The sequence below is a fragment of the Lysobacter sp. P5_C4 genome, from assembly GCF_054049695.1.
This window is the reverse complement of sequence record NZ_JBFULX010000003.1, coordinates 234,496-260,266: the sequence shown is the minus strand read 5'-3', so window position 1 is coordinate 260,266 and position 25,771 is coordinate 234,496. Positions and strand designations below refer to the sequence as shown.

Here is a 25,771-nt window from a genome sequence, read left to right as displayed (position 1 = left end):
CGAATGGACTTCAGCCGCCGCCGCAGCCCCAGTGCTTCGATGATGTCGTCGGCGGAGAAAGTGCCGGCCAGAGTGGCGCGCTCCGCGAACCGTCAGGCCGCGTCGCGCGGCATGTACGGCGCCGTGCCTGTGGCATGGTCGGTCGCATCGCGCACCGCGGTGACGCCCGGCACGCGCGTCATCAGCGTCGTCTCGATGCCCTGCTTCAGCGTCACGTCCGCCATGCCGCAACCGTGGCAACCACCGCCGAAATGCAGCAGCACGACACCTTCGGCCGTCACCTCATGCACCGACACGTGCCCGCGATGCTGGGCGAGCTGCGGGTTGACCTCATGTTCGACCACCCATCGCACGCGTTCCACCAGGGATGCGGTGTCCGCCGGCGCTTCGCCCTTGATCTTCGGGGCGCGGATCTGCAACTGCCCGCCGGTGGCCTGTTGCGTGTAGTCGATCTCCGCGGCATCCAGGAAGGGCGCGCTGGCGGGATCGACCCACAGGGTGAAGCCATCGCAGTCGATGGCCCACTCGTCGCCGCTGAGATCGCCGGGTTCGGCGAACTCCAGGCGCACGTCGGCGCGCGGCGTGCCGGGATGGACGGCGGACAGGCGGACGCCGAGGCCCGGCAGGGCTTCGCGTTCGATCAGGCGGCGGAAGTGCGCCTGCGCGGTTTCGGAGAGCTGGATCATGCGGGCTATTCTACCGACCCCGGAAGCGGCCGCCGTGGTGGACAGTCCACCGTGCGACCACGGCCGATATGTTCTGGTTCAGCGCGCAACGCTGCGGAGTGCCCCCATGTCCGACCTGATCGCCCTCGCCGACGCCCACTGCATCCCGCGCCGCGGCGCCGAGCACAAGCTCAACGAAGCCCGCGTGCGCGAATTGCTGCCGCAGATCCCCGGCTGGGAGTTGGCCGAGGACGGCCACGCGCTCGTGAAGACCTACAAGTTCAAGGACTACTACCGCACGATGGGCTTCGTGAACGCGCTGGCCTTCATCGCCAACGCCGAGGACCACCATCCGGACCTCGGCGTGCATTACGACCGCTGCGTGGTGCGCTTTTCCACGCACGACGTCGGCGGCCTGAGCGAGAACGACTTCATCCTGGCCGCCAAGACCGAACGCCTGGCGGGTTGAGCCTCAGGCCAGGCGGTCGAGCACGTCGATCAATTCCGGCGCGAGCGGCGCGTTGAGCGCGTACGGGGCGCGCCCGCCGTCGAGCGCGAAGTCCAGCGTCGATGCGTGCAGGAACATCCGCTTCAACCCCACCTGTTCGCGCAGCCGCTTGTTCGCCGCCGCATCGCCGTATTTGTCGTCGCCGGCGATCGGATGGCCGATGTGTTGCGCATGCACGCGGATCTGGTGCGTGCGGCCGGTTTCGATGCGCACTTCGCAATACGACTGGCCACCGCGGCGCTCCAACGCCTTGAAGTGGCTCAGCGACGGCTTGCCCGCCGGATTCACCTGCACATGGCGCTCGCCGCCCTGGCGCAGGCCGATGTGCAGCGGCGCGTCGACCGTCATCGTGCCGTTGGGCAAGCGGCCGACGAGGAGCGCGAGATAGCGCTTGGCGATGCCGCCCTCTTCCCGCATCAGCGACTGGAGTTCGGTGAGCGCCGAACGCTTCTTCGCCAGCACGAGCAGGCCGGAGGTGTCGCGGTCGAGGCGATGCACCAGTTCCAGGCCGTCGTGCGGGCGCAGCACGCGCAGCGTTTCGATCACGCCGAAACTGATGCCGCTGCCGCCGTGGCTGGCCACGCCCGCGGGCTTGTTGACGGCGAGCAGGCGCCCATCTTCGAACACGATGCTGCCTTCCATTGCGTCGAGCAGACCCTTGGCGGGCGTGCCCTTCTCCGTCGGCTCGTCCAGGCGCACCGGTGGGATGCGCACCTCGTCGCCGCCCTCCAGGCGCCTGTCGGCCTTCACGCGGCCCCCGTTCACGCGCACCTGGCCGGACCGCACGATCTTGTAGATCAACGAGCGCGGCGCGCCCTTGAGATACCCGAGCAGGAAGTTGTCCAGCCGCTGGCCTTCCCGGTCATCGGCAATGCGGACGGTCCGGGCCTGTGCGGGGGCACGGCCGGGGGATTGATCGGTGGGGTCCATGCTCGCCTTTGACCTGCTACACTCGCCGCGCGAAGTAAGGGTTTGATTTCGCAGGGAGATTGCGCGAAGGACCGCGAACATCGCGTTCCCGCACAGCCAACGGGCCGAAAGCCCGCCTCCCGCGATCCCCGACACAGTGCGCGACCACCGCCCCCGGGGCGGCCATGTTAGCGGCTCGTCGGCAGGCCCGGCCATCGCCCGGTGCGTCAGACATCGGCGCTCACACGACCCGCGCGACGCAAGGCTCCCCCGCCGCAACGTCGCCGGCCCGCAAATTGGATTGGGAATACAAGCGCTCCCGCGGTTCGCCGAGGTGTCGTAGCGCTGGCATACAAGAAGCGACAACGATGCGCCTGCATGGCGCGCCGATGGCGCCGCGGTATCCAGAGGCGAACGCCCACGGCGTTCCGCGTGCGACAGCGCGCGAGGAACGCAAATGAAGCGAATGCTCATCAACGCCACGCAGGCCGAAGAACTGCGCGTGGCCATCGTCGACGGCCAGACCCTGTACGACATCGACATCGAACAGCCGTCGAAGGAACAGAAGAAGTCCAACATCTACAAGGGGCGCATCACGCGCCTTGAACCCTCATTGGAAGCGGCCTTCGTCGAGTACGGCGGCGACCGCCATGGTTTCCTTCCGCTGAAGGAAATCTCCCGCGACTATTTCCAGCAGGGCGTCGACCACAACAAGGCGGGCCTGCGCGAGTTGTTGCGCGAGGGCCAGGAAATCGTCGTCCAGGTCGACAAGGAAGAGCGCGGCAACAAGGGCGCGGCGCTCACGACGTTCATCTCGCTCGCCGGCCGTTACATGGTGCTGATGCCCAACTCGCCGACCGCCGGCGGCGTTTCGCGCCGCATCGAAGGCGACGACCGCGCCGCCCTCAAGGAGGCGATGGACAAGCTGGAGATCCCCGACGACATGGGCGTGATCATCCGCACCGCCGGCGTGGGCCGCGACGCGGAAGAGCTGCAGTGGGACCTGGACTACCTGCTGCAGGTCTGGAAGGCGATCGCCGAAGCGGCGCTCACCAAGCCCAGCCCCTTCCTGATCTACCAGGAATCGCGCCTGATCATCCGCGCCCTGCGCGACTACATGCGCGCCGACATCGGCGAGATCCTCGTCGACACGCCGGAGATGTTCGAGGAAGCCCGCGAATTCGTGCAGCAGGTCATGCCGCACAACCTGCGCAAGCTCAAGCACTACACCGACGACACCCCGCTGTTCAACCGCTTCCAGATCGAATCGCAGATCGAGAACGCGTACGAGCGCACCGTGCGCCTGCCCTCCGGCGGCGCGCTGGTGATCGACCAGACCGAAGCCCTGACCGCGGTCGATGTGAACTCCGCGCGCGCCACCAAGGGCGGCGACATCGAGGAAACCGCGTTCCAGACGAACCTGGAAGCGGCAGAGGAAGTCGCGCGCCAGCTGCGCCTGCGCGACCTCGGCGGCCTGGTGGTCATCGACTTCATCGACATGTCCTCGAACAAGCACCAGCGCGAAGTCGAGAACAAGCTGCAGCATTCGCTCAAGTACGACCGCGCGCGCGTGCAGCTGGGCCGCATCTCGCGCTTCGGCCTGCTGGAGATGTCGCGCCAGCGCCTGCGCCCGAGCCTGGGCGAATCCAGCCAGCTCGTCTGCCCGCGTTGCGAAGGCCACGGCCGCATGCGCAGCGTCGAATCGCTCTCGCTCTCGATCCTGCGCATCGCCGAAGAACACGCGATGAAGGAAAACACCGGCCAGGTGCTCGTGCAGGTGCCGACCGAGATCGGCAACTACCTGCTCAACGAAAAGCGCCGCGCGCTGGCCGAGATCGAACAGCGCCACGACGCGCCGATCGTCATCGTCGCCGACGACCAGCTCGAGACGCCGCATTACGAAGTCACGCGCATCCGCGAGAACGAGATCGGCGAAGAGAGCAGCAAGCCGAGCTACATGCGCGGCACGCCGCGCAAGCTGGCCACGCACGCATTGACCAAGGCGCACCTCAACATCCCGAACCTGCCGGCGGTCACCAACGTGCGTCCCGCGCAGCCCGCGCCCGTGCGCGAAGAACCGCGCGACGAACCCGCACCTGCGCCGGCGCCCGTTGCCGCCGCTCCGGCGGCGGTCGCGCGTTCGGCCGGTGGCATCGGCGGCTTCTTCAAGCGCCTGTTCGGTGGCGGTGAACCCGTCGTCGCAACGCCCGCGCCCACCCCGCGTTCGCAGGAAGAGCGTGGCCGCAATGCTCGCGACGGCCGCCGCGATTCGCGCGACGGCCGCGGCCGCAGCCAGCAAGCCGGGCGCGATAGCCGCCGTGACGAGGGCCGTCGCGACGAAGGCCGCCGCGACCAGAAGAGCGCCCAGCAAAAAGGTCCGCAGCAGGCGCAGCAGAAGAACCAGCCGCAACAGCCGCAGGCGCCGAAGCAGCAGAAGCAGCCCAAGCCGCCGCGCGATGAAGCGCAGCGCGAACAGCAGCGTCTGGAACAGCAGCAGCGCGCCGAGCAGCAACGGGCCGATCAGTTGGCGCGCAACGCCGAGAAGCAGCGCCAGCGCGAACAACAGGCCGCCGCCGATGCCGCCAGGGCTGCCGAGGCGAAGGTCGAGCCGGTCGCCGAGATGGCCGCAGTGACGTCGATCGCGCCGGGCCTGCCCGCAACCGACGCTGTGCAGCCCGGTGACGCCACGCAGGACGCCGTGCAGCAGCCGCCGGTCGTCGAAGGCACCGAACATCCGCAGGATGCGCACGCCGACGCGGGCGAAGCCGGCGGACGCCGTCGTCGCGGCCGCCGCGGTGGCCGTCGTCGCCGTCGTGGCCAAGGCGGCGCCGAGGGCGAAGCCGGGAATGAAGGCGACGCGCAAGGCGCCATGCACGACGACGCCGACACCGGCGAAGTCGCCGCGCAGCATCGTTCGCAGCCGGAGTTCGACTTCGAGGACGACTTTGCGCCCGCCCCGGTCGCATCGCAGCCCGCCGAAGCGGCCGCCGCGCCGCAGCAGGCCGCCGCGCATGAAGCGCAGTTCGCACAGGCGCCGGTGGAACACGACGTCGAGCGCACTCCTCCGGCCGAGACCAACGTCGAATCCGCCGCGGCCGCATGGGATCACGCCTCGGCGTCAACGCCGGGCACGTGGACCGATGCACCGGTCGCGAACGAAAGCGTTGCGCAAGCCGCGTCCGCGCAGGGCGAAGCCGAGCCGGTCGATGCAGCACCGATCGATGCAGCACCTGTCGAAGTCGCGCCGATCGAAGTCGCGCCGGTGCCGTCGCAAGCTGCACCCGTGGTCGAAACGCGGCCCGAGCCCGAAACCCAGGTCGAGACCGCCGTCGTGCAGCAAGACATGCAGCGCGATGTGCAGGAGGACGCCATCGCCGGCCCGACCCCGACGCCGGGCCTGTTCGACGCCGTGCCTTCCGCCGATCCGGCGCAGGCCGCCGCGGACGCGGTCGAAGACGTCAAGCACGAGCAGCGGAACGCGTAAGCGCTTTCGAAGCCGCAAGCGCAACGACAAAGGCCGCGCCTCCGGGTGCGGCCTTTGTTTTTCCGAAGCGGGCCTACAACGCCAACGCCGGATCGCACATCCCGTAGCGACTGACCATCCGCGCGAGCGCGATCGGATCGCGGATCCCCAGCTTCTCGAACAAGCGCGACTTGTGCGTGTTGATCGTCTTTGCGCTTAGGCTCAGGCGCCGCGCGATGTCTTCCTGGCGCAATCCACGCACGAGCAACATCGCGACTTCCAGTTCGCGTGGCGACAGTGCGTCGAACGGGCAAGCGCCCGCGCCATCGATGCCTGCCAGCGCCATCTGCTGCGCGATGCCCGTGGCGAGATAGCGTCTGCCATGCGCGACATCCTGCAGCGCCCGCAGCAGTTCGGTCGAATCGTGGCTCTTGCCGACGTAGGCCGATGCACCCGCTTCCATCGCGCGCCGCGGCAGCGGCCCCTGGTGCTGCGCGGACACGACGATCACGCGCGTGCCGTAACCACCGCGCACCACGCGCTCGGTGACCTCCAGCCCGCTGATGCCGGGCAGGTGCACGTCGCAGACCAGCACGTCAGGCCGCAACCTGCGCAATTGCGGCAATGCATCTTCCCCGTTCTCGGCGTGCCCGACGATTTCGACGCCCGACCCTTCGCCGAGGATCATGCACATTCCGGTGCGCACCATGACGTGGTCGTCCACCACGAATACACGGATCGTCATCCATGACCTCCTTTCGCAACAGCCTAAGGCGATGCGAAACCGGGCACGTGCGACGCCGGTCAGCTTTCGCTCGCGGGCACGGTCGCGGATGGACAGTGGAATCTTCCGCGCGCCGCGCGCATGACATGACACAATCGCGGCGTCGCCCGCACGGAGCCCCGCCCATGATCGTCCGCATGTGGCACGGCCGCACCAACGCCCACCACGCCGATGCGTACCTGGCGTTCCTCGAGGCTCGCGCGATCCCCGATTACCGCCGCATTCCCGGCAACACGGGTGTGTGGTTGCTGCGACGCATGGAGGGCGATGTCGCCCACTTCATCACGATGACGCACTGGACCTCGCGCGAGGCCATCGTCGCCTTCGCCGGCGACGACATCGCCATGGCGAAGTATTACCCGGAGGATCGCGACTTCCTGCTGGAGTTCGAATCGACCGTCGTGCACTACGACATCGCCGCGAGTGCAGGCCCGCTCACTCCTCCAGCGTGAAGCCGGCCTTGATCGTCACCTGCCAGTGCTGGATGCGGCCGTCTTCGACGTGACCGCGCGTGTCGATCACCTGGAACCACTTCAGGCTCCGGATCGTCTTGCCGGCGCGTTCGATCGCATTGCGCACGGCATCGTCGGTGCCGGTCTTCGATGAACCGGTGAGCTCGACCGCTTTGTAGACGTGGCTGGACATGCGCGGATCTCCGGAGGGACGTTCGTACACAACGCCTCGTCCGCGTGCCGGCGGCCAGCGGTCAGGCCGATGCGCCTCGTTGATGTGGGTTGCGTGCTCATTGCATCTCCCTCGCCGCCTCGGCCGTCGGCGCTTCGCGCGAGGCCGCTTCCAGGTCGCGTTCGAGGAAATAGTTGAGGAACGTGCGGATCACCGCGATCGCGGCGAGCAAACCGACGTCGTCCCAGTCCGGCGAAATCGCGGTGCGCACAATGTCGGCCGCCAGCAGGAATTCCAGGCCGAGCAGCAACCAGCGCGCCAGGCTCAGCCATGCCGCGCGACGTCGGCCGTGCGTGGCCTGGTTGCGGAACAGCGGCATCAGGATGCGCGCGAGCGCTTCGACGCCGCCGATGGCGATCATCAGGACGGAGATCGCCTCCAGCGCCAACGCGATGCCTTCACTGATTTGCCTGAAGAGGTCTTCCATGCGCGTGGCTCAGGTGCGCAGAACGCAACGAAAGCCCAGGTGCGAGGTCGAGGTGTCGACCGGCTGCGCCATGCGTGCGGCGGGACGATAGCGACGGCAATAGTTCGGCGCGCACAGGTGCGAACCACCCTTCATCACGCGGCGCGGAATGCGCAACTGCGGTTGCGCGGGATCGAAGCTGGACGCCTGCGGGCCGCCGCGCGGGTTTTCCGGAATGCAGCAGGCCTTGCGTGCTTCGGCGGGATGGCGCGGGCGATACCAGTCGCACGTCCATTCCCACACGTTGCCGATCATGTCGAGCAAGCCGTACCCGTTCGCGGGAAACGCACCGACCGGCGAGGTGCCGACATACCCATCCTGCGCGAGGTTCTGCCAGGGAAACTCGCCCTGCCAGGTATTCGCGCGATGCAATCCGTGCGGCGCGAATTCATCGCCCCATGCAAACTCGGCGTCGTCCAGTCCCCCGCGCGCGGCGCATTCCCATTGCGCTTCCGTCGGCACGTCCTTGCCCGCCCATTGCGCATACGCATCGACATCGCGCGCGGCGACATGCACGACCGGATGATCGTCCTTGCCCTCGATCGACGAATGCGGGCCGTGCGGATGTCGCCAGTCGGCGCCGGGGATGAACTGCCACCAGCGATGGTGATCGTCCAGGCCGACACGATGCGTCGGCGGGACGAACACCACGGAAGCCGCGACCAGCATCTCCGGCAGTGCGCCGGGATAGTCCCCGGCCTTCGGCGGCACTTCGGCGAGCGTGACATGCCCGGTCGCTTCGACGAACGCACGGAACTGCGCGTTGGTCACCGGCGATGCATCGATCCGGAACCCATCGACCGTGACGCGATGCGCCGGCGCTTCTTCCGGATAGTGATCGTCCGATCCCATGCGGAACGTACGTCCGGGGATCCACACCATGCCGGCGTTGCAATCGGCGCGCACCGCGGGTTGCGCGCTCATTTGACGGCAGCGCCCGGCGGGAAGGCGGCGAACATCTTGTCCAGCGCAGCATTGATCGCAGCGTCGGTCTTCTCCGGCGAATCGGGGACGGTGCCGCTGGCCACGCCCCGCCACACCGCTTTCTTCGTCGCCGGTTCGAACATGTCCAGCACGAGCGTGCCGACGGTGTAGGTGTTCACGCGCGTCGTCGAACTGCCCATGCCGCCGTAGGCGCCCCATCCCGGCCGGCCGTACCCCCACCCGCCCATGCCGGCGCCGGTGTACATCGTGTCGAGCGTCTGCTTCTCGCTGGTCGCGACATTGCCGACGATCGCAAGATCGCCGCTGCCTTCCTGTCGCGTGAATCCCTTCGCCGCCAGGCGCGCATCGATGCCCGCGAGGAGGCGTTGCTTCACCAGCGGATTGACGACCTGCGGTTCCTGCGCCCAGTAGTAGGTGTGGTAACGGGAGAAATCCGCGGCCGGGTCGTGGTCGACCGTGACGTCGGGCGTGGATGCGCAACCGGCCAGCAGCGCGGTCAGTGCGAATGGAATGAGCGCCTTCATTGCGTTGCCTCCTGGAAAGTTTCAACCGAACGGCTTCACGTCGAACACCATGCTCGCGATCGACATCAAACCAATGAGCAGCAGCACCACCGCGCAGATCAGGATCGGCGAGACCGGATACGCGCTCTGCCCGTGGATCAGCCCGTCGCGGATCATCTGCGTGCGTTCGGCGCGCAATTGCTTCATGTAACGCGCGTGATAGACGATGCCGACCAACAGCAAAGCGATGCCGAGGGCGACCAGCGCGATGCCGAAGTTGCGCGGCGCCGCGCGTGCAATCTGCGCGGCCGGGTTTTCCAGCCAGTGCGTGAACACCTGGTAGATGGTGAAGCCGAAGCTGATGAGCGACAGCGAGGTGCGGATCACCGACATCAACGTGCGGTCCGCGCTCAGGCGCGTGCGCTGGAAGCTCATGCCGGTGCGGCGCGAGGACAGTTCGACCGAGATGTCGTCGCTGGTCTTGAATGTCACGGGATCGACCGGGGGCATGGGCCCAGCTTCCGGTCGCCGCATGGACCACACAACGGGGTTTACACGGTCGCCGCCCTCAGTATTTCTACTGTGCGTTCAACGCCGCAGCGCCTGCCGATTGAGCGAGGGCGACGCATACCAGCGGCCGGCCATCACCTCGCCCACCGCGGCGGACAGCGCATCGCCGGCGTCGGCCTTCAACACGTAGGCGGTGCGCGGAAGCGCGCGCGCACGGGCGACGAGGGCGGGTTCGTCGTGCACGGTGATGAACACGACGCGCAGCGCCGGATGCGCTTTCAACGCCCTTTCGGCGGCCTGCAACCCGTCCATGCCGGGCATCGAGATGTCGGTGACGAGCACATCGGGCTGCAAGGCCTCCAGCGCGGGCAGGATGGCGTCGCCATCGGTCACCAGGCCAAGGACCTCAAAGTCCTGTGCCAGCAGCGTGCGCAACTGGCGCGCCACCACCGGGCTGTCCTCGGCCAGCAGCACGCGCGTGCGATTCGGCGCGAGACCTTGCATGCCACCAGCCTGAAGCCACGCGCGCCCCGCGCCTATCGTGAAAACGACTGAAACCGGGCAGGTAAAACTACTGTGCCCGGTCAGTACGTCAGGGCGGCGCGTCGATCGCGATCAGCCCCGCATGCGCCGCCTTGCGGACCAGTTCGACGGTGCTGTGTACGCCGAACTCCTGCATGATCGCGTACTTGTGCGACTCGACCGTGCGCACCGACAAGCCCAGTTCGAACGCGATCTGCTTGGAACGCAATCCCTGCGCGACGCGCGCCAGGATCTCGCGCTGCTTCTGCGTCAATGCCGCATCGGGCGTGGTGCGCGAAGCCGACGGCGCACCGTGCGCGCGATGCGCGCTGGCGCGGATCGTGCGTGCGGCGAGCGTCGGCGTCACGTAGGTGCGCCCCGCGAGCACTTCGAAGATCGCGCGCACGAGTTCATCGCCTGCCGAGGACTTCAGGACATAGGCGCTCGCGCCCCCTTCGATCGCTTCGGCGGCGAGCTCGGGATCGGCGTGCATCGTCAGGAACACGAACGGCACCTCGATGCCCAGGCCACGCACCGTGCGCATCGCGTCCAGCCCGCTGATGCCGCCCATGCTGATGTCGGAGACGACGACGTCGGGCGGATCGCTGCGCACCGCCGCGACGAGCGACTCGCCGTCGCTCACGATCCGGATGTTGCAGAAGCACTCCAGCAGCAGCATTTCGACGCCCTGCGCGACCAGCACGTGGTCGTCGGCCAGCAGCACCCGCGCGCGTTCGCTCGAATTCGCAGCGTCCATCTTCCGCCCCTTTGAAGGTCGTATGGGTCCCCCTGCGTACGGTGAGCCTCGCGTGAAATGCGTTCAAAGGGTGTGAGGGACCTCGCCGTATTCATGTATTGGAACGGGTGATCCATCCGTCGGAACGATGACCTTGTGGCGTTGCCGGACGCGTGTACGAGGTGTAGACAAAGCTGAAAACGCATGGGGCTCGCAATGGACCTGGCACCTGCACGCACGGGGTGGCTCCTGCCCGCGGCCGTCGCCGCGGCAGGCGCGCTCGGACAGGCGATGACGATGACGCCGTGGATGGCGTCCTTCCTCGGCCAATCGGTCTGGATCCCGGGCGCGATCCTGATGTGCGGCCTGCTGGCGACGCCGGGCGCGCGATGGCCCGTCGTGTTCGGGGCGGCCTTGTTCGGCAGCGCGATGGCCTGCGTGGGCATGGAGCGCGAGTTGTTGCCGCATTGCGTCGTGCTGATGGGCGAGTTCGCGCTGGTCGTGGTGGGCACGTGGTGGTTGCACCCGGCGCGCGACGGCCGGATCTCGCCCACCGGTTGTGATCCGGTCAAGTTCCTCGTGCTGTGCGGCGTCCTCCTGCCCGTGGCGGGCGGCGCGTGGGCGCATGCGGCGGGCGCGCAACTCGGGATGATGGCGATGTCCCTGACCGACGCCCACGACATGCTCGCGCGCAGCATCGGCTACCTGATCGTCGTCCCCGCCTTCACCGGCGGCGTGCGGTTGGCTGGCGAGCACGAGATCGACGCCGATGCGCATGGTTGGCAACCGGCGATCATCCTGATCGGCGCGCTGTCGATCGTGGTGTCGTGGATCTCGCCGATCGGCAACGGCCAGGCCTTCCCGCTCCTGCTGCTCGCGCCGATCATGCTGTTGTTGTGGGCCGACCATACGCTCGGTTCGGCGTGGACGCGCGTGGCGTGGCTCCCGGTGTGGCTGGGTTGCCTGCTGCTGACCTCGCTCGGCATCGGGCCGCTCGTGCACGAGGCGCCCCTTGCCACGCTCTCGCACGTGCAATGGTGGTCCATCGGCACCACGGTGGTGTTGCTGTTGCTCACCGCGATGCGCGATCAACGCGGCGAATCCAGCGAGGCCCTGCGTGATTCCGGCGAGCGGCTGAGCCAGCTCGCGCGGCGCGCGATGAACATGCAGGAAAACGAACGCAGCCGCATCGCACGCGATCTGCACGACGACGTCAACCAGTCGCTCGCGGCGATCTCCATCGAACTGAGCAGCCTCAAGCGCAACGCCGATCCGCCGGGGCGCGCGCGCATCGAAGGCTTGCAGGATCGCCTGCTCGGCGTGTCCGACGACATCCGCCGTCTGTCGCACGAACTGCACCCGAGCATGCTGCGCTACACGAGCCTGGCCGCATCGCTCGAAGGCCTGTGCGCCGGCCATTCGCGCGAAGACCTTCACGTGCGTTGCGATACAGACGAGTCCTTCGACCTGGACGAGCCGCAGAAGCTCGACCTGTTCCGTATCGCGCAGGAAGCGCTGCACAACATCGAAAAGCACGCCGGCGCGCGCCATGTGCGCATCGAACTGCGACGCGACGGCGGCAACATGGCGCTGCTGCGCGTGGAAGATGACGGACGCGGCCTGCCGGCCGATCGCGCGGCCGCACCGCGCCGCGGGCTCGGCATGATCAGCATGGTCGAACGCGCGCGTTCCCTGCACGGCCGCATCGAGTTCGCCGCAGGGCCGCGTGGCGGCACGCGCGTGGACGTCCGCTTCCCCGTTGCGGCGTCATCGGTAGAAGTACTGAGGCCGGTTCCGTAGAAGTCGGGTTGGGGTGCGTGGCCTTGCCGCCGGAGGATAGGGCCGTCCCGTCGTCGGCGGAAATCGCACATGCGCTCGAGCGCGCGTTCCCTCCCCCTCTGCGTCGCGCTGGTCGCAGCCCTCGCCTGCACGTTTGCCGGCGCTCCCGCCCATGCCACGGAAGGTGGCCTCGGCAAGCCGATCACCGGCCTGCAAGGGACGCCGTATGCAGGCGTCGTTCCGCCGACGCCGGGATTCAACCTCGCCGTCGGGTACATCTACTACGCCGGGCAAATCGGGGGCCAGCGCGAAACACCGATCGGGCGCAGCACCGCGCTCGGCCTGGATGCGCAATTCAGCCTGCTCAGTTTTACCGGTGTGTATGTCTGGCCCACGGGCGAGGGCCGCTGGAACTACGCCAGTGCGGTAGCGGTGCCGTTCGCGAAGGTCGATGTCAGCGCGGACCTGCGCATCGGCCGTCTCGGGCTGTCGACCGACGACGAGGACACCGGCCTGTTCGACATGACGCTCGTGCCGGTCATCGCCAGCCGCCATTTCAGCCAGACCAGGCACCTGTCGCTCGCGCTCTACGTCAGCGCGCCCACCGGTGATTACGACGCCGACAGACTCGCCAACCTCAGCCTCAACAATTGGTCGTTTTCGCCAACGCTCGCGTACACGCAGCTCGGCCAGGCCGGCACGCTCGAGTTCACGACCCTGGCGGCAGTGGACCTGTACACGCGCAACGACGCGACCGATTACCAGAATGGCGCGGTTTTCCGCGTGGATGCGTTGTTGATCAAGAGGACCGCGAGCGGCTGGGGCTTCGGCGGCGCCGGCGGCTGGATCCAGCAACTCGAAGACGACACCGGGCCGACTGCCGACCGCCTCGACGGCTTCAAGGGACATGCGTTGGCCGTTGGTCCCATTGCGACCTACAAGACCGGCAAGGTCGAATTCTCCGCACGCTGGTTGTACGAGTTCCATGTCGAGAATCGATTGGAAGGCAACCCGATGATGCTCACCGGCACGATCACGTTCTGAACACCGCACCCGAGGAGATCGACATGCTCAAGCGCCTGCTCGCCGAAACCATCGGCACCTTCTGGCTCGTGTTGGGAGGCTGCGGCAGCGCAGTGCTCGCGGCGAACTTCGGCGGCGACGGCAATCCGCTCGGCATCGGTTTGCTGGGCGTCGCGCTTGCCTTCGGCCTCACGGTCGTCACCGGTGCATACGCACTCGGCCACGTTTCGGGTGGACACTTCAATCCCGCGGTGAGCGCAGGCTTGTGGGCCGGCGGTCGCTTTCCCGCGAAGGAGTTGATCCCCTATTGGGTCGCGCAAACACTGGGCGCGGTCCTGGCGGGGTTCGTGTTGTGGCAGATCGTGCACGGCCGCGCGGATGTCGTGATCGATCCGACCGCCGCGGGCACCTTCGCCACCAATGGCTACGGCGCGATGTCGCCGGGCGGTTATTCGATGGTCGCGGCGCTGTTGTGCGAACTCGTCATGACCGGCATGTTCCTGGTGGTGATCATGGGCGCCACCGATCCGAAAGCGCCCGCCGGTTTCGCGCCGCTCGCCATCGGCCTGGCGCTCACGCTCATCCACCTCATCAGCATTCCCGTGACCAACACTTCGGTGAATCCCGCGCGCTCGACGGGCGTTGCGCTGTTCATCGGCGGAGCGCCGCTGCAGCAACTGTGGTTCTTCTGGGTCGTGCCGATCATCGGCGGCGTGATCGGCGGCGGCCTGTATCGCTGGTTGCGGAGACCCGAATGAACGCCGTGCCCGCCGATCCCGTCCTGACGCCCCTGCTCGCCGCGGATGCGGCCATCGTCAAGGTCGGGCGCAAGATCCGCGTGCTCGATGCGATCGGCTGGCCCGCGACAATGGAAACGCGCTTCCTCGAACGCTTGCGTGCAGGCAACCCCGAGTTGCCGCAACCCACCACGCAACCGCAGGCGCTCGATGCCGAGGTGGCGGAACTCGATACGCTCATGCGCGGCATCGATCGCGGGCATCCGATCGGGCATTGGCTGTGGAAGACCGCATGGAGTTACCGCGTCGCCGCACAGATGTTGCGCGGCATCGGCACGCCCGAGTTCACGCGCTGCTCCACCCTGCTCTACGGCCGCCCCGACACGAAGTACCAGTCGCAGGACGTGACCGCCGACGATGCGGCGCGCGACATGCTCGCAACCACCGATCGCCTGGTCGATTCGCGCCGGATTCCCGAAACGCCGTGCAACATGACGGCCGAGCAATTCGCCGAACGCATCCGCGCGCGCATCGATCCGTTTTTCACCGACGACAAGGTCGACGTGGTGCTCAACCCCGACCTCGCATCGAAAGCCTCCGCCGGCAGCAAGCAGATCACCCTGCGCGCGACCGCGATGTTCTCCGAACTGGACGTCGAACAACTCGTCCAGCACGAAGCCTTCATCCACTCGGCCACCTTGCTCAACGGCAAGCACCAGCCCTGCGTCAAGTCGCTCGGCGTCGGTTCGCCACGCACCACGCGCACGCAGGAAGGCCTGGCGACGTATTCGGAGATCATCACCGGCTCGATCGACCTGCAACGGTTGCGCCGCGTGGCGCTGCGCGTCGTCGCCGTCGGACAGGCGTTGCAGGGGGCCGACTTCATGGAGGTCTTCCGCACGTTCCTGGATGCCGGGCAGACCGAGGTCGAAAGCTACCGCAGCGCCGCGCGCGTGTTCCGTGGCGGCGACGTCCACGGCAAGGTCTGCTTCACGAAGGACGGCGCCTACCTGGAAGGCGTCATCATGGTCCACCTGTTCATCTGCAAGGCACTGCACGAAAGCCGCGCCGAAGTCCTGCGCATGCTCTTCTGCGGACGCGTCCACGCCGCCGACGTCATCACGCTGGCACCGTTCCGCGAGTCGGGATTGATCGCCGGCCCGCGTTACGTGCCGCCGTGGGCGCAATCGCCCGAACGTGTGCTCGCGACGATGGCCTTTTCGGCGGCGACCGAGAAATTCCGGCTCGACACGTTCAAGCTCGATCGGTTCGTCGAATACGAGGACGAGCGCATCGCCGAATCCGGCATCGGCGCCTGAGGGTCAGAGCGAGGGCGCCACCGGCGGTGGCGACGGCGGGCATTCCGCGCGGCGTTGCCACATCACGTAGGGCACGCCGACGATCGCAGAGACGAGCACGTACAACAGGATGGTGCCGACGAAGTTCAGGTCGGGGAAACTGGCCGAAGCGATGGTCAGCGCGATCGCCGGATGCCGGCAGGCGCTGGCGAGCGCGAGCACGATCGAATGGCCGCGTTCGGGGCGCCCGAGCCAATGCCCCACCGCCAGGCCGATGACGACGAACAGTGTGATCGCGAAGATGGTGCCGTCGCCGACAGCGGACCAGATGCCGCGCCACGCGGCCGCAAGCAACGCGACGACGGCGAGCGGCAGCAGGATTTTCGCGATGCGCCCGACGATCGGCGACAGATGTTGCGCAAGCCGCGGCAGGCGCCGTCGCATCACGACGCCCACCAGCAGCGGCGCGACGATCATGCCGAGCACGGTCTTGGCGATCGCGCCGACGGAAACGTGGAACTCCCGCCCGAAGATCAGGCTGAGCAACGCGCCCGAAAGCGGAATCGCGGCGATGGCGATCAGCGACAGCGTCACCAGCAAGGCCACCATGAACGAGTGCTCGCCGCCCGCGTGCTCGGCCTTGGTCGGCAACAGCGGCGGCAGGGGCGACAGCGAGAGCGCAATGATCGCCATCTCGGTGGTGGGGCGAAAATCGAAGACGGTTTCCATCGCCACCGCGACGATCGGCATCACGATCATGACCGACAGCAGCGCCTTGAGCAGTAGCCCCGGCCGATGCCACAGGTACAACAGGTCGCCGCGCGTGGCCTGCATCCCGAAACCGAGCACCGTGCACACGATGCTCAGCTGGAAGGCGAAGATGACGATGTGTTTCGGATCCATCGGCTGATCAGCGAGAACGACTGGGCTTCACGTTAGAACCAGATGCGCACGCCTGCAACCAGTCGCGTGTCGCCGGGCCCCTCGCCCGTCGCGCGACGGAAGTCGGCGGTATCACCGTAAGCACGTTCGTACACCCAACCGACGTACGGCGCGAATTGGCGATGCACCTCGTAGCGCAACCGCAACCCCGCTTCGATCGTCGACAGCCCGGCGCCGATGCTGCGTTGCGGATCGTCCTTGCCGTAGAGGTTGGCTTCCACCAGCGGCTGGAGGATCAAGCGGTTGGTGAACAGCAGCTCGTACTCGGCTTCGATGCGCGCGGCCGTTCGCCCGGAGGGGCCGAGGTACGCGGTCGCGTCCACATGGAACTTGTACGGCGCGACGCCGACGACGCCCAGCGCCGCCCAATCCTGCGACGCACCGGGCCTGGAATCGTGTCGCACGCCGGCGACCAGGTCCCACCAACGCGCGATCGGACGGCCGTACAGTGCTTCGAACCCGGCAGCCTCCGTGCGTCCATCGATGCGTTCGCCTTCCGAGCGCAGCCACAGTTTGTCGGTGTCGGTGCCGACCCACGCCTGCGCTTCCCACGCCAGGCCCGCGCCGTGGTGGGCGTCGAAGCCTTCCAGGCGATTGAGCAACACGTACGACTGCACGCTGTTGTCGTGCGCGGTCTCGCCGTGCGCGTGGTGTTGCGCGTACGCGCTGCCCGATGCGAGCAATGCGATCGTGATGAAGAACGCCTTCATCGTTCCACCTGCACTTCGCGCATCATCCCGGCTTCCATGTGGAACAACAGGTGGCAGTGGTAGGCCCATGCGCCGAGTGCGTCGGCGCGTACGCGATAACTGCGACGCGTGCCGGGCGGCATGTCGATGGTGTGCTTGCGCAGGTGGAAGGCGCCGTCTTCGTCCTCAAGGTCGCTCCACATGCCGTGCAGGTGGATGGGGTGCGTCATCATCGTGTCGTTGACGAGCACGATGCGCAGGCGCTCGCCGTAATGCATGCGCAACGGTTCGGCTTCCGCAAATTTGCGGCCATCGAAGCCCCACGCGAAACGCTCCATGTGGCCGGTGAGATGCAGTTCGATCTCGCGCCCGGGGTCGCGACCGTCGGGGTCGTCGAAGGCGCTTTTCAACATGCCGTAGGTCAGCACCGTGCGACCGTTGTCGCGCAGACCGAGGCCGGGGTCGTCCAGTCGCGGCGTTGGCGCGGAGGCCTGCATGTCGACGAAGGGATTGCCCGTTTCGCTCGCCGGATGGGTTTGCGCAGGCATCGCGTGGCCCATCGCGGCGTGGTCCATGCCGGGCATGTCGACCATGGCGTGCGACATCGTGCTGTTCGACGGCATGCGATGGCCCATGTCGCCCATCGTCAGGATCGCGCGCGCATCCAGGGCAGGCACCGGCGCGCGCAAGCCTTCGCGCACGGCCAGCGTGCCGCTGACGTAACCGGTGTGCGCCATGTCCTGCGCGAAGATCGTGAAGGCGTCCTGCCCCGCGGGTTCGACGATGACATCGAAGGTTTCGGCCGCGGCGATGCGGAACTGATCGACCGTCACCGGATGGACGTACTGCCCGTCCGCGGCGACGACGGTCATCTTCAAACCGGGAATGCGCACGTCGAAGTAGGTCATGGACGAGCCGTTGATGAAACGCAGGCGCAGCTTCTCGCCGTGGCGGAACAGGCCGGTCCAGTTCGCCAGCGACGTCGCGCCGTTCATCAGGTAGGTGTAGGTGTTCGCGTTGACGTCCGACAGATCGGTCGGCGTCATCCGCATCGCGCCCCACATGCGGCGGTCGGCGAGGGTTTTCGATACACCGTCTCGCCGCGCGTCGCGGAGGAAATCGCCGACGGTGCGTTTGTAGTGGTTGTCGTACCCCGGCATTTTCTTCAAGCGCGAGAACAACGCGGCCGGATCCAGGTCCGTCCAGTCGGTGAGCATCACCACGTGCTCGCGGTCATAGGCGAAGGGCGCCGGCGCGAGCGGATCGATGATCAGCGGGCCGTAGAGCCCCGCCTGTTCCTGGAAGCCCGAGTGGCCGTGGTACCAGTACGTGCCGGCCTGGCGCACGTCGAAGCGATAGTCGTACGCCTGCCCGCGGCCGATGCCGTCGAAGCTGATGCCCGGCACGCCGTCCATGTTCGCGGGCAGCACGATGCCGTGCCAGTGGATCGAGGTGCGGTCGCCGTGGATCGAACCGGGCCGCAAGGCGTTGCGCACGCGCAGGCGCACCGTGGTGCCCTCCTTCCAGCGCAACAGCGGCGCGGGCAGCGAACCGTTGACGGTGACCGCGGTACGCGCGCGGCCCGTGAAATTGACAGGCGATTCCCCGATGGCCAGGTCGAACTGCGTGCCGCTGAGCACGGCTTGGCGCATCGCACCCGGGGATGCACGCAGGGGCCATGCACCGAGGCCGGCAAACACACCGGCAACGGCGAGGCCTTGCACGAAACGGCGCCGCGCGGGTTGCGCGGGCACGTCGAAAGCAGGATCGAAAGACATCCGACACTCCGGAAAACGGACAGGCGTGCGCGCAGGCGCACGGCAGGCAAGGCGCCGCGAAAGGCGCCGATGGACCGCTTAGCCGATGGGAGGTCGGATCAGATGGGGGAGCGACGGACTGGCGCGCGCGGCGTCATGCAGGGCGGCGGTCAACACCGCGGCACGCGGCGTCAACGCGATTCCGGCGACGGTTGGCAAACTGGTCGCCTGCGCGATGCAACTGCACAGGCACGCACCAGGCGGGCAGCAATCGGCGGCGTGCGATGCCGAGGGTGCCGCGGGCGCATCGTGCATCGCCGATGCGGCGTGGCACGGCGGCGGATCGCGTTGTGCGCTGCCGGCGACACCGTCGAGGGCCATCCGCGCGTTCGCGAACGCCGTCGCCGTGCCGTTCGCCAACAAGGCGAGGCACAGGAGCAGGCGCAGCAGGCATGGGAACGGGCGCATGGCCACAGGGTAACCGATGCGCCCGGGAGCGAGGGAAGCCCGCCGGTGGCGGGACTTGCCGTGGGTTCACTTCGCCGCGTTGACGCCCTTGTCGACGACCAGCTTCACGACGACCTTGCGCGCACTCGCATTGCTGCCCGATCCAGCGTCCGCCGCAACGCCCATGCCGTCCCCTGCGGTGACGCGGGCGGGCTGCAAGCCGCCGGAGCGCTGCAGGAAATTCGCGACCGCGTCGGCGCGGCGCTTGCTCAGGCGTTCGTTCGCCGCGGCATCGCCGGTGGAATCGGTGAAGCCCTGCATCACGACGGCGTAATTCTGGACTTCCTTGGCCTTCGTCGAAAGCGCCATCAGGTCGGACTTGCCCTTTTCCGAAATCGCCGTGCTGCCTGAAGCGAACATCACCTCGGCCGTCGCAACCGCTTCGTACTTGCCGAAGTCGTCCATGCGCTTGCCCATCGCATCGACCTTCGTGGACGTCGGAGCGACGCCAGCCTGCACTTGCTGCGCGGTCCGCATGTCGTCCGAACGGAACGAAATGGCGGTCGCCTGCAGTTGGTCGCCCTGCGCGACGAGGTCGGCCACGATCGGCAGGCCCGGCATCAGCGCGGTCTTCTGCATGCGTTCGAAGCGCACGGCCGCGAGGCCTTCCTTCTTCTTGATCTCGGTGGCCGATGTCAGGGTGATGGTGTGATCGACGTTGTTGCCGTCGCGCACCGTGACGGTATCGCCGTCGATCGCGGTGATGAGCCCCTTGACCGAGGACTTGTCGCCATCGGCGGCGAAGGCCATGGGCGCGAGGGCCAGCAGCGTCAGCAACGCCGCGATCCAGCACCCGTGTTTCGAAGATGTCCAGCGTGCCATGGCATGTCCCTCCAGGACGGTTGGCGTGATGGAAAGCCTCGCGCCGGGATCGCGCCCTCGCAATTGCCCCTTGGGCCAACCGGGCGTGGCTCATCGGGATCGCTAGCGGCCACCACGTCCCCTGTTCACGCCGCGTGCGACGCTGCCGCATCTTCCGGACGAGCCAGCCCGATGACCAACCGCAACAAACCATTCACGCGCTTCGCGAAAAAAGCCGCGCACTTCACCGGCACGCCCATGTGCTTCGTGATCGCGCTGGTCATCCTCGTCGTGTGGGCCGCCACCGGGCCGGTGTTCCACTTCAACGACACCTGGCAACTGGTGATCAACACCGGCACCACCATCATCACCTTCCTGATGGTGTTCCTGATCCAGAACACGCAGAACCGCGACACCGAGGCGATGCAGATCAAGCTCGACGAACTGCTGCGCGCGAACCGCTCGGCGAGCAACAAGCTGCTCGACCTGGAAGAACTGGAAGAGGGGGAAATGGACGAATTGCGCAAGCACTACGAGTCGCTGGCGGAAAAGAGCCGCACGACGCGCAAGGCCAAGCGCGGGCCCAGGTGAATCGAAGCGTCAAAGGCGATCGGAATCGACGATCGCCTTTGCGAATTCGCCTGGCGCTTCCTGCGGCAGGTCGTGGCCGATGCCGCCGGTCAGCAAGCGGTGTTCGTACTTGCCGGTGAAGCGTTTGGCGTAGCTCTCCGGCGGCGGATGCGGCGCGCCGTTGGCATCGCCTTCGAGCGTGATCGTCGGAACGCCGATGGGTGGAAACGCGGCGAGCCTGGTCTCGACGGCATCGTATTTGGCCTCGCCCTTGGCCAGGCCCAGGCGCCATCGGTAGTTGTGGACGACGATGTCCACGTGGTCCGGGTTGTCCAGCGACTTCGCGCTGCGATCGAACGTCGCATCGTCGAACGCCCACTTCGGCGAGGCAAGCTTCCAGATCAGCTTCGCGAAGTCGTGCGTGTATTTCGCGTAGCCGGCACGCCCGCGATCGGTCGCGAAGTAATACTGATACCACCACTGCAACTCGGCTTCGGGTGGAAGCGGCGCCTGCGCCGCGGCCTGGCTTCCGATGAGGTAGCCACTCACGGCGACCAGCGACTTGACGCGTTGCGGCCAAAGCGCCGCGACGATCGCCGCGGAGCGAGCGCCCCAATCGAACCCGCCGAGGATCGCCTTGTCGATCTCCAGCGCATCCAGGAAGTCCACGACATCCTGCGCGAGCGCCGCCGGCTGTGCATTGCGCGGCGTCCCCGCCGAGAGGAAGCGCGTCGTGCCGTAGCCACGCAGGTGGGGCACCAGGACGCGATACCCCTTCGCGGCGAGCAACGACGCCACATCGAAATAGCTGTGGATGTCGTACGGCCAGCCGTGCAGCAGCACGACCGGCGTGCCGTCCTTCGGCCCGTCCTGCGCGTAGCCGATGTCGAGGACGCCGGCGTGGACCTGTTCGATGCGCGGGAACGAGGCGCCGGTTTTCACGGGCGTCGACACAGCCGCGTGCGCCTGTCGCGCGAAACGCAGCGGCGCAACACCCGCGCCCAGCGCCGCGGTGCCCAGGAGAAGCCGACGACGCTGGTCGCCCCGGTCCGGCAGTTGCTCCTGCATGCGGTCGTCATCCGTGGGGCGGGAGCGCAGTCTGTCGTCGCGTCGGACGTACCCGCATCGCCCGAACGGGGGATGCGGAATGGTCGCCTGCAATGCACGCTCGCTCCCACCACGCAGGGAGCACCGGATGAACAAGCTGGGCATCTTCGGCAATCGCTTGTTCGCGACCTTCGCTGCATTGCATCAACCGAGCTCTGCGATCAGCGCTGCCATCAATGCTTGCGTCGACATCGTGCGCGCGAGCGGTGCGCCCTGCCCGGCCCATTGCGCGTCGTAGCCGAACGCGCCCGCTGCCCGCGCGGATCGCGCGAGGGCTTTTCCGGCGTCGTAGGCGATCGGATAGTCGGGAATCGCGTCGTCGGGGACATCGGCGCTGAAGCGGGTGAAATCGTTGTCCAGGCAGCGCGCAAGGCGACCGGAAATCGCGCGCGTCATGCGGGTGTGGTGCGCGGCGTCCGAATGCAGCCGCTCGCGATACCCCGCGTTCGCGAGCGATTCGTCGGTGTCGATGAACGCGGTGCCCAGTTGCGCGGCGCACGCACCCAGGCAGCGTGCGGCACGAATGCCAGCGCCATCCATGATCCCGCCCGCAGCGATGACCGGAAGCGCGGTGCTGTCGACCAGCATGCGCACCAGCGCCATCGTGCCGAGGCGATCGTCCTGCGCATCAGGGTCGAACACGCCGCGATGCCCACCGGCTTCGTAACCCTGCGCGACGATGGCGTCGAGGCCCGCGGATTCGATCAGGCGCGCTTCGGCCAGACTGGTTGCCGAGGCGACCAGGCTGATGCCCGCCGCATGCAGCGCGTTGCGCTGCGCATCCGTAGGCAGGCCGAAATGAAAGCTGACGAGATCGGGGCGCGATTCGACGAGCACCGCGAGCATCGCATCGTCAACGAGGAACGACGTGTAGATCTCGCGCAACGCATCCGGCGTTTGCGCATTGAAGCGTCGGAACTCGGGCGCGAGGCGCGCGAGCCACGCGCGCTCCTTCGCAACATCCGCAATCGCGGGCCGATGCGCGAAGACATTGACGTTGAGCGGCCCGCGATGGAGCGCCCGTGTTGCGGCGATCGCCTCGCGCGCTTGCGCCGCCGACATCGCGCCCACGCCGAGCGCGCCGAGYCCACCTGCCGCCGACACCGCCGCGGCCATCGCCGGCGACGACACACCCGCCATCGGCGCCTGGAAGATCGGAACACGCACGCCCAGCGTTTCGAGCAAGCCCATGCGTCACCCCGCGCGGAAATGATGGGAATAGCGGCGGCTGACCGGCAGCACGTCGGTGCGCGACTTCAGGTGCAATCGCGCCGTCTCGTTCTCTCCGCGCACCACATGGCTGACGGCCCGCAGGTTCACCACCACCGCCCGATGCACCTGGACGAATTGCGCGGGGTCGAGTTGCGCAAGCAGCTCCTTCAAGGGTGTGCGCACGAGCGCTTCCCCGCCTTTCCCCGACTCACCGCGCCACGCAACGCGCGTGTATTTCTCGTCGGAGCGCAGGTAGTCGATGTCTTCGACGGCGATCAGCCGCACGTCGTTGCCGACGGATGCGCGCAACCAGCGCAGATGCTGGCGCGCAAGGTGCTGCAGCAAGGGGGCGAGATCGCCCATCGGCGTGTTGGCGTGCAGGTTCGCCTGCAAGCGCGCGACCGTGTCGGCCAGGCGCGCGGGTTCGACCGGTTTGACGAGATAGTCGATGGCGCCGTGCTCGAAAGCCTGCACCGCGTAACGGTCGTACGCCGTGACGAAGACCAGGCGTGCGCGGCGGCCGATCGCACGCGCGGCATCGATGCCGTCCAGGCCGGGCATGTGGACATCGAGGAAACACACGTCCGGCCGAAGCGCTTCGAATCGGTCCACGGCCTCGCGCCCGTTTCGCGCCTGGGCGACGATTTCGAGTTCCGGCCATGCCTCCGCCAACGAACGCACGAGTGCGCGTCGCAGCAGCGGTTCGTCGTCGGCGATCAGCGCGGTGGGTGCGAGGGCGCTCATGGCGTAGGCGCCTGCGATGGCAAGACCAGCTCGGCGCTTGTCCCGTGCGGATGCACCGCCGTGAGCGAAAGCCGCGCGGCATCGCCGAAGGCGAGTTGCAGGCGTTCGCGCAGGTTCGACAGGCCCGTGCCGTCGAGCATCGAGCCCGACAACCCGACGCCGGTATCGCCGACCTGGATTCGGCATGCATCGCCAGCCAGCGTCGCGCGTACATCGATGCGCCCGCCCTCCTCCGCCGGATCGATGCCGTGCCGCACGGCGTTCTCCACGAGCGTGAGCACGCTGGTCGGTGGACAGGCGACTTGCAGGGCGGCGGGTTCGGCATCCACCGACCACTGCAGCCGATCGGTCATGCGCATGTGCATGACCGCGAGGTACGCGCGTACCAGGTCGAGTTCCTGCGCCACCGTGCCGCCGGGTTCGTGCAGGCGCGGAACGGCCGCGCGCAGGTAGGCGATCAGGCTGCCGAGCACGTCGGAAGCCTGCGGCGATCCGGCATCCACCAACTCGCGCACGTTGGCGAGCGTGTTGAACAGGAAATGCGGTTCGACCTGCGCCTGCAACAGTCGCAAGCGTGCATCGAGCGCGTTGCGCTCGAACTGGCTGCGCTCGAGCGCGAACGCCAGCGCCTGGCTGCGCGCCTGCCCGCTGATCTGTCGATACAACGCCGACATCGCGACCCACGGCGCGACCAGCAACCCCATGAACGCGATGAAGCTGAAGCCCTCCATGCGCGACTTCACCGTCCACCAATGCACGTCGTGCGGCGTGGTGAAGGCATAGGACAGCGCGGCGGCGATCGGCATCACAAGTGCGACGCTCGCGACCTGCAGGCCCCATCGCGGAAACCATTCCGGCAACCGGCGCGGCCAGCGTTCGAACAGCCCGAAGGCGAACAACGCTGCGAGCCCCACCAGGAGCAGTCGCAACAGCAGCAAGACGTAGGGCGCGGTCCAGTTGGCCGACATCGGCAGGCTCACGACGAATGCCGTGATACCGACCACGCGCAGCCGGCGCCACCCGAACCACGATCCGGGCACCGGCGGAGGCGGAGGCGAAGGTCGGTTCGCGGACATGGCGGGACGATACCAGCCCGGCGCGCGCGGATCGTCGGCGTCGACCGTGCTTCATGCCCGCCAGACCGTCGTTCGTCGCATGCGGGCTGGACCGGCCTGATGCGCACTTCCACAGTCGGCCCACACCGGACACGAAGGGAAGTTCGCCATGTTGCGCTGGATCCATATCGCCGCCGGAGTGATGGCCATCCTTGCGGGCTTCACCGCGCTGTTCGCGAAGAAAGGATCGCCGCTGCATCGTCGTTCGGGCGACGCGTTCGTCGTCGCGATGGTCACGCTGACCGGCACCGCGCTGTACGCCGCGTCGTTCGTCCATCCCAACCGCGGCAACGTGGTCGCCGCGATGGTGACGCTCTACCTGGTGACGACCGGTTTCCTGACGGTCAAGCGCGATGTCGCCATCGCGCGCGGGTGGTATGTCGCGTTGATGTTGCTCGGCGCCCTTGCAACGGCGCGCGCTGCCTGGCTCGGCGCGCTCGCGGTGCGCGAAGGGGGCGTCGACCACTTCCCCGCCGGCGTGTTCTTCGCGTTCGGCTTCGTCAGCCTGTCCGGCACGCTACTCGATGGTCGCCTGCTGCTCGCCGGCCGCATCGAAGGTGCGCAACGCCTGGTGCGCCATCTGTGGCGGATGGGCACGGGCCTGTGGATCGCGACCGCGTCGTTGTTCTTCGGGCAGGCCAAATTCTTTCCCGACGCGATGCGCGGGTCGGGTGTGTTGAACGTGCCGGTGCTGTTGGTCGCGGGTGTGACGTTGTTCGAGTTGGTACGGGTCGTGCGGCGCAGGCGCAAGGCCGCGCATTCGTCCGACTTTCGCCCGGCATCGCCGTGACCGGG

At 67.5% G+C, this 25,771-nt stretch carries 28 protein-coding genes; 9 read left to right on the top strand and 19 right to left on the bottom strand.

The features are described from left to right. Nucleotides 1-92 precede the first annotated feature (92 nt). The gene (locus ACXJJ8_RS09205) at nucleotides 93-686 is read right to left on the bottom strand and encodes an NfuA family Fe-S biogenesis protein (protein WP_499029172.1); all 594 of its coding nucleotides are present in this window, start codon (nucleotides 684-686) and stop codon (nucleotides 93-95) included. Between the two features lie 106 nt (nucleotides 687-792). Between ACXJJ8_RS09205 and ACXJJ8_RS09200 the strand changes: the two genes are divergently transcribed. Continuing rightward, on the top strand, nucleotides 793-1,134 hold the full coding sequence (locus ACXJJ8_RS09200; RefSeq protein WP_499029170.1) for a 4a-hydroxytetrahydrobiopterin dehydratase: 342 nt from the start codon (nucleotides 793-795) through the stop codon (nucleotides 1,132-1,134). Between the two features lie 3 nt (nucleotides 1,135-1,137). Here ACXJJ8_RS09200 and ACXJJ8_RS09195 read toward each other — a convergent pair whose 3' ends face one another. After that, on the bottom strand, nucleotides 1,138-2,103 hold the full coding sequence (locus ACXJJ8_RS09195) for an RluA family pseudouridine synthase (protein WP_499029168.1): 966 nt from the start codon (nucleotides 2,101-2,103) through the stop codon (nucleotides 1,138-1,140). Nucleotides 2,104-2,539: 436 nt separating this feature from the next. Here ACXJJ8_RS09195 and rne point away from each other — a divergent pair, with 436 nt between their 5' ends. Further along, entirely contained in the window at nucleotides 2,540-5,566 is a 3,027-nt protein-coding gene (gene rne, locus ACXJJ8_RS09190; RefSeq protein ID WP_499029166.1) for a ribonuclease E, read from the top strand. A 73-nt stretch (nucleotides 5,567-5,639) separates the two neighbouring features. Here the strand turns inward: rne and ACXJJ8_RS09185 are convergent, their stop codons facing one another. Continuing rightward, nucleotides 5,640-6,290, bottom strand: a complete 651-nt coding sequence (locus ACXJJ8_RS09185; protein ID WP_499029164.1) for a response regulator — start codon at nucleotides 6,288-6,290, stop codon at nucleotides 5,640-5,642. 164 nt (nucleotides 6,291-6,454) lie between these two features. Here ACXJJ8_RS09185 and ACXJJ8_RS09180 point away from each other — a divergent pair, with 164 nt between their 5' ends. Continuing rightward, complete coding sequence (locus ACXJJ8_RS09180) at nucleotides 6,455-6,781, top strand: antibiotic biosynthesis monooxygenase family protein (RefSeq protein WP_499029162.1); 327 nt, start codon at nucleotides 6,455-6,457, stop codon at nucleotides 6,779-6,781. On the opposite strand, the gene ACXJJ8_RS09175 is transcribed toward ACXJJ8_RS09180, so the two are convergent. The 7 genes from ACXJJ8_RS09175 to ACXJJ8_RS09145 form a co-directional block, all read right to left on the bottom strand. Further along, nucleotides 6,765-6,974: a dodecin gene (locus tag ACXJJ8_RS09175; protein ID WP_499029160.1), complete on the bottom strand. Its 210-nt coding sequence runs from the start codon at nucleotides 6,972-6,974 to the stop codon at nucleotides 6,765-6,767. The two genes, ACXJJ8_RS09180 and ACXJJ8_RS09175, sit on opposite strands and share 17 nt — an antisense overlap. Nucleotides 6,975-7,071: 97 nt before the next feature. Next, a complete protein-coding gene (locus ACXJJ8_RS09170; protein WP_499029158.1) occupies nucleotides 7,072-7,440 on the bottom strand; it encodes a DUF1622 domain-containing protein in 369 nt (122 codons plus the stop codon). A gap of 9 nt (nucleotides 7,441-7,449) precedes the next feature. After that, nucleotides 7,450-8,403, bottom strand: coding sequence for a formylglycine-generating enzyme family protein (locus tag ACXJJ8_RS09165; RefSeq protein ID WP_499029156.1), 954 nt, complete (start codon nucleotides 8,401-8,403; stop codon nucleotides 7,450-7,452). Beyond that, nucleotides 8,400-8,948, bottom strand: a complete 549-nt coding sequence (locus ACXJJ8_RS09160; RefSeq protein WP_499029154.1) for a DUF4136 domain-containing protein — start codon at nucleotides 8,946-8,948, stop codon at nucleotides 8,400-8,402. The genes ACXJJ8_RS09165 and ACXJJ8_RS09160 overlap by 4 nt, the downstream gene beginning before the upstream one ends. 21 nt (nucleotides 8,949-8,969) lie before the next feature. Beyond that, the gene (locus ACXJJ8_RS09155; protein ID WP_499029152.1) at nucleotides 8,970-9,437 is read right to left on the bottom strand and encodes a YidH family protein; all 468 of its coding nucleotides are present in this window, start codon (nucleotides 9,435-9,437) and stop codon (nucleotides 8,970-8,972) included. Nucleotides 9,438-9,515: 78 nt separating this feature from the next. Beyond that, complete coding sequence (locus ACXJJ8_RS09150; protein ID WP_499029150.1) at nucleotides 9,516-9,941, bottom strand: response regulator; 426 nt, start codon at nucleotides 9,939-9,941, stop codon at nucleotides 9,516-9,518. 88 nt (nucleotides 9,942-10,029) lie between these two features. Beyond that, the gene (locus ACXJJ8_RS09145) at nucleotides 10,030-10,716 is read right to left on the bottom strand and encodes a response regulator transcription factor (protein WP_499029148.1); all 687 of its coding nucleotides are present in this window, start codon (nucleotides 10,714-10,716) and stop codon (nucleotides 10,030-10,032) included. A gap of 195 nt (nucleotides 10,717-10,911) precedes the next feature. Here ACXJJ8_RS09145 and ACXJJ8_RS09140 point away from each other — a divergent pair, with 195 nt between their 5' ends. From ACXJJ8_RS09140 to ACXJJ8_RS09125, 4 genes are all read left to right on the top strand, one after another. Then, the gene (locus ACXJJ8_RS09140) at nucleotides 10,912-12,495 is read left to right on the top strand and encodes a sensor histidine kinase (RefSeq protein WP_499029146.1); all 1,584 of its coding nucleotides are present in this window, start codon (nucleotides 10,912-10,914) and stop codon (nucleotides 12,493-12,495) included. A gap of 69 nt (nucleotides 12,496-12,564) precedes the next feature. After that, nucleotides 12,565-13,518: a SphA family protein gene (locus ACXJJ8_RS09135; protein ID WP_499029142.1), complete on the top strand. Its 954-nt coding sequence runs from the start codon at nucleotides 12,565-12,567 to the stop codon at nucleotides 13,516-13,518. A 17-nt stretch (nucleotides 13,519-13,535) separates the two neighbouring features. After that, on the top strand, nucleotides 13,536-14,255 hold the full coding sequence (gene aqpZ / locus ACXJJ8_RS09130) for an aquaporin Z (RefSeq protein ID WP_499029584.1): 720 nt from the start codon (nucleotides 13,536-13,538) through the stop codon (nucleotides 14,253-14,255). Then, nucleotides 14,252-15,553, top strand: coding sequence for a peptidase MATCAP family protein (locus ACXJJ8_RS09125; RefSeq protein WP_499029140.1), 1,302 nt, complete (start codon nucleotides 14,252-14,254; stop codon nucleotides 15,551-15,553). The genes aqpZ and ACXJJ8_RS09125 overlap by 4 nt, the downstream gene beginning before the upstream one ends. 3 nt (nucleotides 15,554-15,556) lie before the next feature. Here ACXJJ8_RS09125 and ACXJJ8_RS09120 read toward each other — a convergent pair whose 3' ends face one another. The 5 genes from ACXJJ8_RS09120 to ACXJJ8_RS09100 form a co-directional block, all read right to left on the bottom strand. Continuing rightward, nucleotides 15,557-16,435, bottom strand: a complete 879-nt coding sequence (locus ACXJJ8_RS09120) for a bile acid:sodium symporter family protein (protein WP_499029138.1) — start codon at nucleotides 16,433-16,435, stop codon at nucleotides 15,557-15,559. A 32-nt stretch (nucleotides 16,436-16,467) separates the two neighbouring features. Continuing rightward, complete coding sequence (locus ACXJJ8_RS09115; RefSeq protein ID WP_499029136.1) at nucleotides 16,468-17,184, bottom strand: copper resistance protein B; 717 nt, start codon at nucleotides 17,182-17,184, stop codon at nucleotides 16,468-16,470. Beyond that, nucleotides 17,181-18,941 carry a copper resistance system multicopper oxidase gene (locus ACXJJ8_RS09110; protein ID WP_499029134.1) on the bottom strand — a complete coding sequence of 587 codons (1,761 nt, stop codon included), beginning with the start codon at nucleotides 18,939-18,941 and terminating at the stop codon, nucleotides 17,181-17,183. Before ACXJJ8_RS09110 ends, ACXJJ8_RS09115 begins: the two co-directional genes overlap by 4 nt. A 78-nt stretch (nucleotides 18,942-19,019) precedes the next feature. Next, nucleotides 19,020-19,388 carry a CopL family metal-binding regulatory protein gene (locus ACXJJ8_RS09105; RefSeq protein WP_499029132.1) on the bottom strand — a complete coding sequence of 123 codons (369 nt, stop codon included), beginning with the start codon at nucleotides 19,386-19,388 and terminating at the stop codon, nucleotides 19,020-19,022. Nucleotides 19,389-19,454: 66 nt separating this feature from the next. Further along, nucleotides 19,455-20,249, bottom strand: a complete 795-nt coding sequence (locus tag ACXJJ8_RS09100) for an OmpA family protein (RefSeq protein WP_499029130.1) — start codon at nucleotides 20,247-20,249, stop codon at nucleotides 19,455-19,457. Between the two features lie 171 nt (nucleotides 20,250-20,420). On the opposite strand from ACXJJ8_RS09100, the gene ACXJJ8_RS09095 reads away from it, so the two are divergent. Further along, a complete protein-coding gene (locus ACXJJ8_RS09095) occupies nucleotides 20,421-20,819 on the top strand; it encodes a low affinity iron permease family protein (RefSeq protein ID WP_499029127.1) in 399 nt (132 codons plus the stop codon). 9 nt (nucleotides 20,820-20,828) lie between these two features. Here the strand turns inward: ACXJJ8_RS09095 and ACXJJ8_RS09090 are convergent, their stop codons facing one another. From ACXJJ8_RS09090 to ACXJJ8_RS09075, 4 genes are all read right to left on the bottom strand, one after another. Further along, on the bottom strand, nucleotides 20,829-21,866 hold the full coding sequence (locus ACXJJ8_RS09090; RefSeq protein ID WP_499029125.1) for an alpha/beta fold hydrolase: 1,038 nt from the start codon (nucleotides 21,864-21,866) through the stop codon (nucleotides 20,829-20,831). Nucleotides 21,867-22,049: 183 nt separating this feature from the next. Beyond that, on the bottom strand, nucleotides 22,050-23,096 hold the full coding sequence (locus ACXJJ8_RS09085) for an NAD(P)H-dependent flavin oxidoreductase (RefSeq protein ID WP_499029123.1): 1,047 nt from the start codon (nucleotides 23,094-23,096) through the stop codon (nucleotides 22,050-22,052). A gap of 3 nt (nucleotides 23,097-23,099) precedes the next feature. Further along, complete coding sequence (locus tag ACXJJ8_RS09080) at nucleotides 23,100-23,861, bottom strand: LytR/AlgR family response regulator transcription factor (RefSeq protein ID WP_499029120.1); 762 nt, start codon at nucleotides 23,859-23,861, stop codon at nucleotides 23,100-23,102. Next, nucleotides 23,858-24,865, bottom strand: a complete 1,008-nt coding sequence (locus ACXJJ8_RS09075) for a sensor histidine kinase (protein ID WP_499029118.1) — start codon at nucleotides 24,863-24,865, stop codon at nucleotides 23,858-23,860. Before ACXJJ8_RS09075 ends, ACXJJ8_RS09080 begins: the two co-directional genes overlap by 4 nt. Nucleotides 24,866-25,085: 220 nt before the next feature. Here ACXJJ8_RS09075 and ACXJJ8_RS09070 point away from each other — a divergent pair, with 220 nt between their 5' ends. Further along, nucleotides 25,086-25,766: a DUF2306 domain-containing protein gene (locus tag ACXJJ8_RS09070; RefSeq protein WP_499029116.1), complete on the top strand. Its 681-nt coding sequence runs from the start codon at nucleotides 25,086-25,088 to the stop codon at nucleotides 25,764-25,766. Nucleotides 25,767-25,771: the final 5 nt, after the last annotated feature.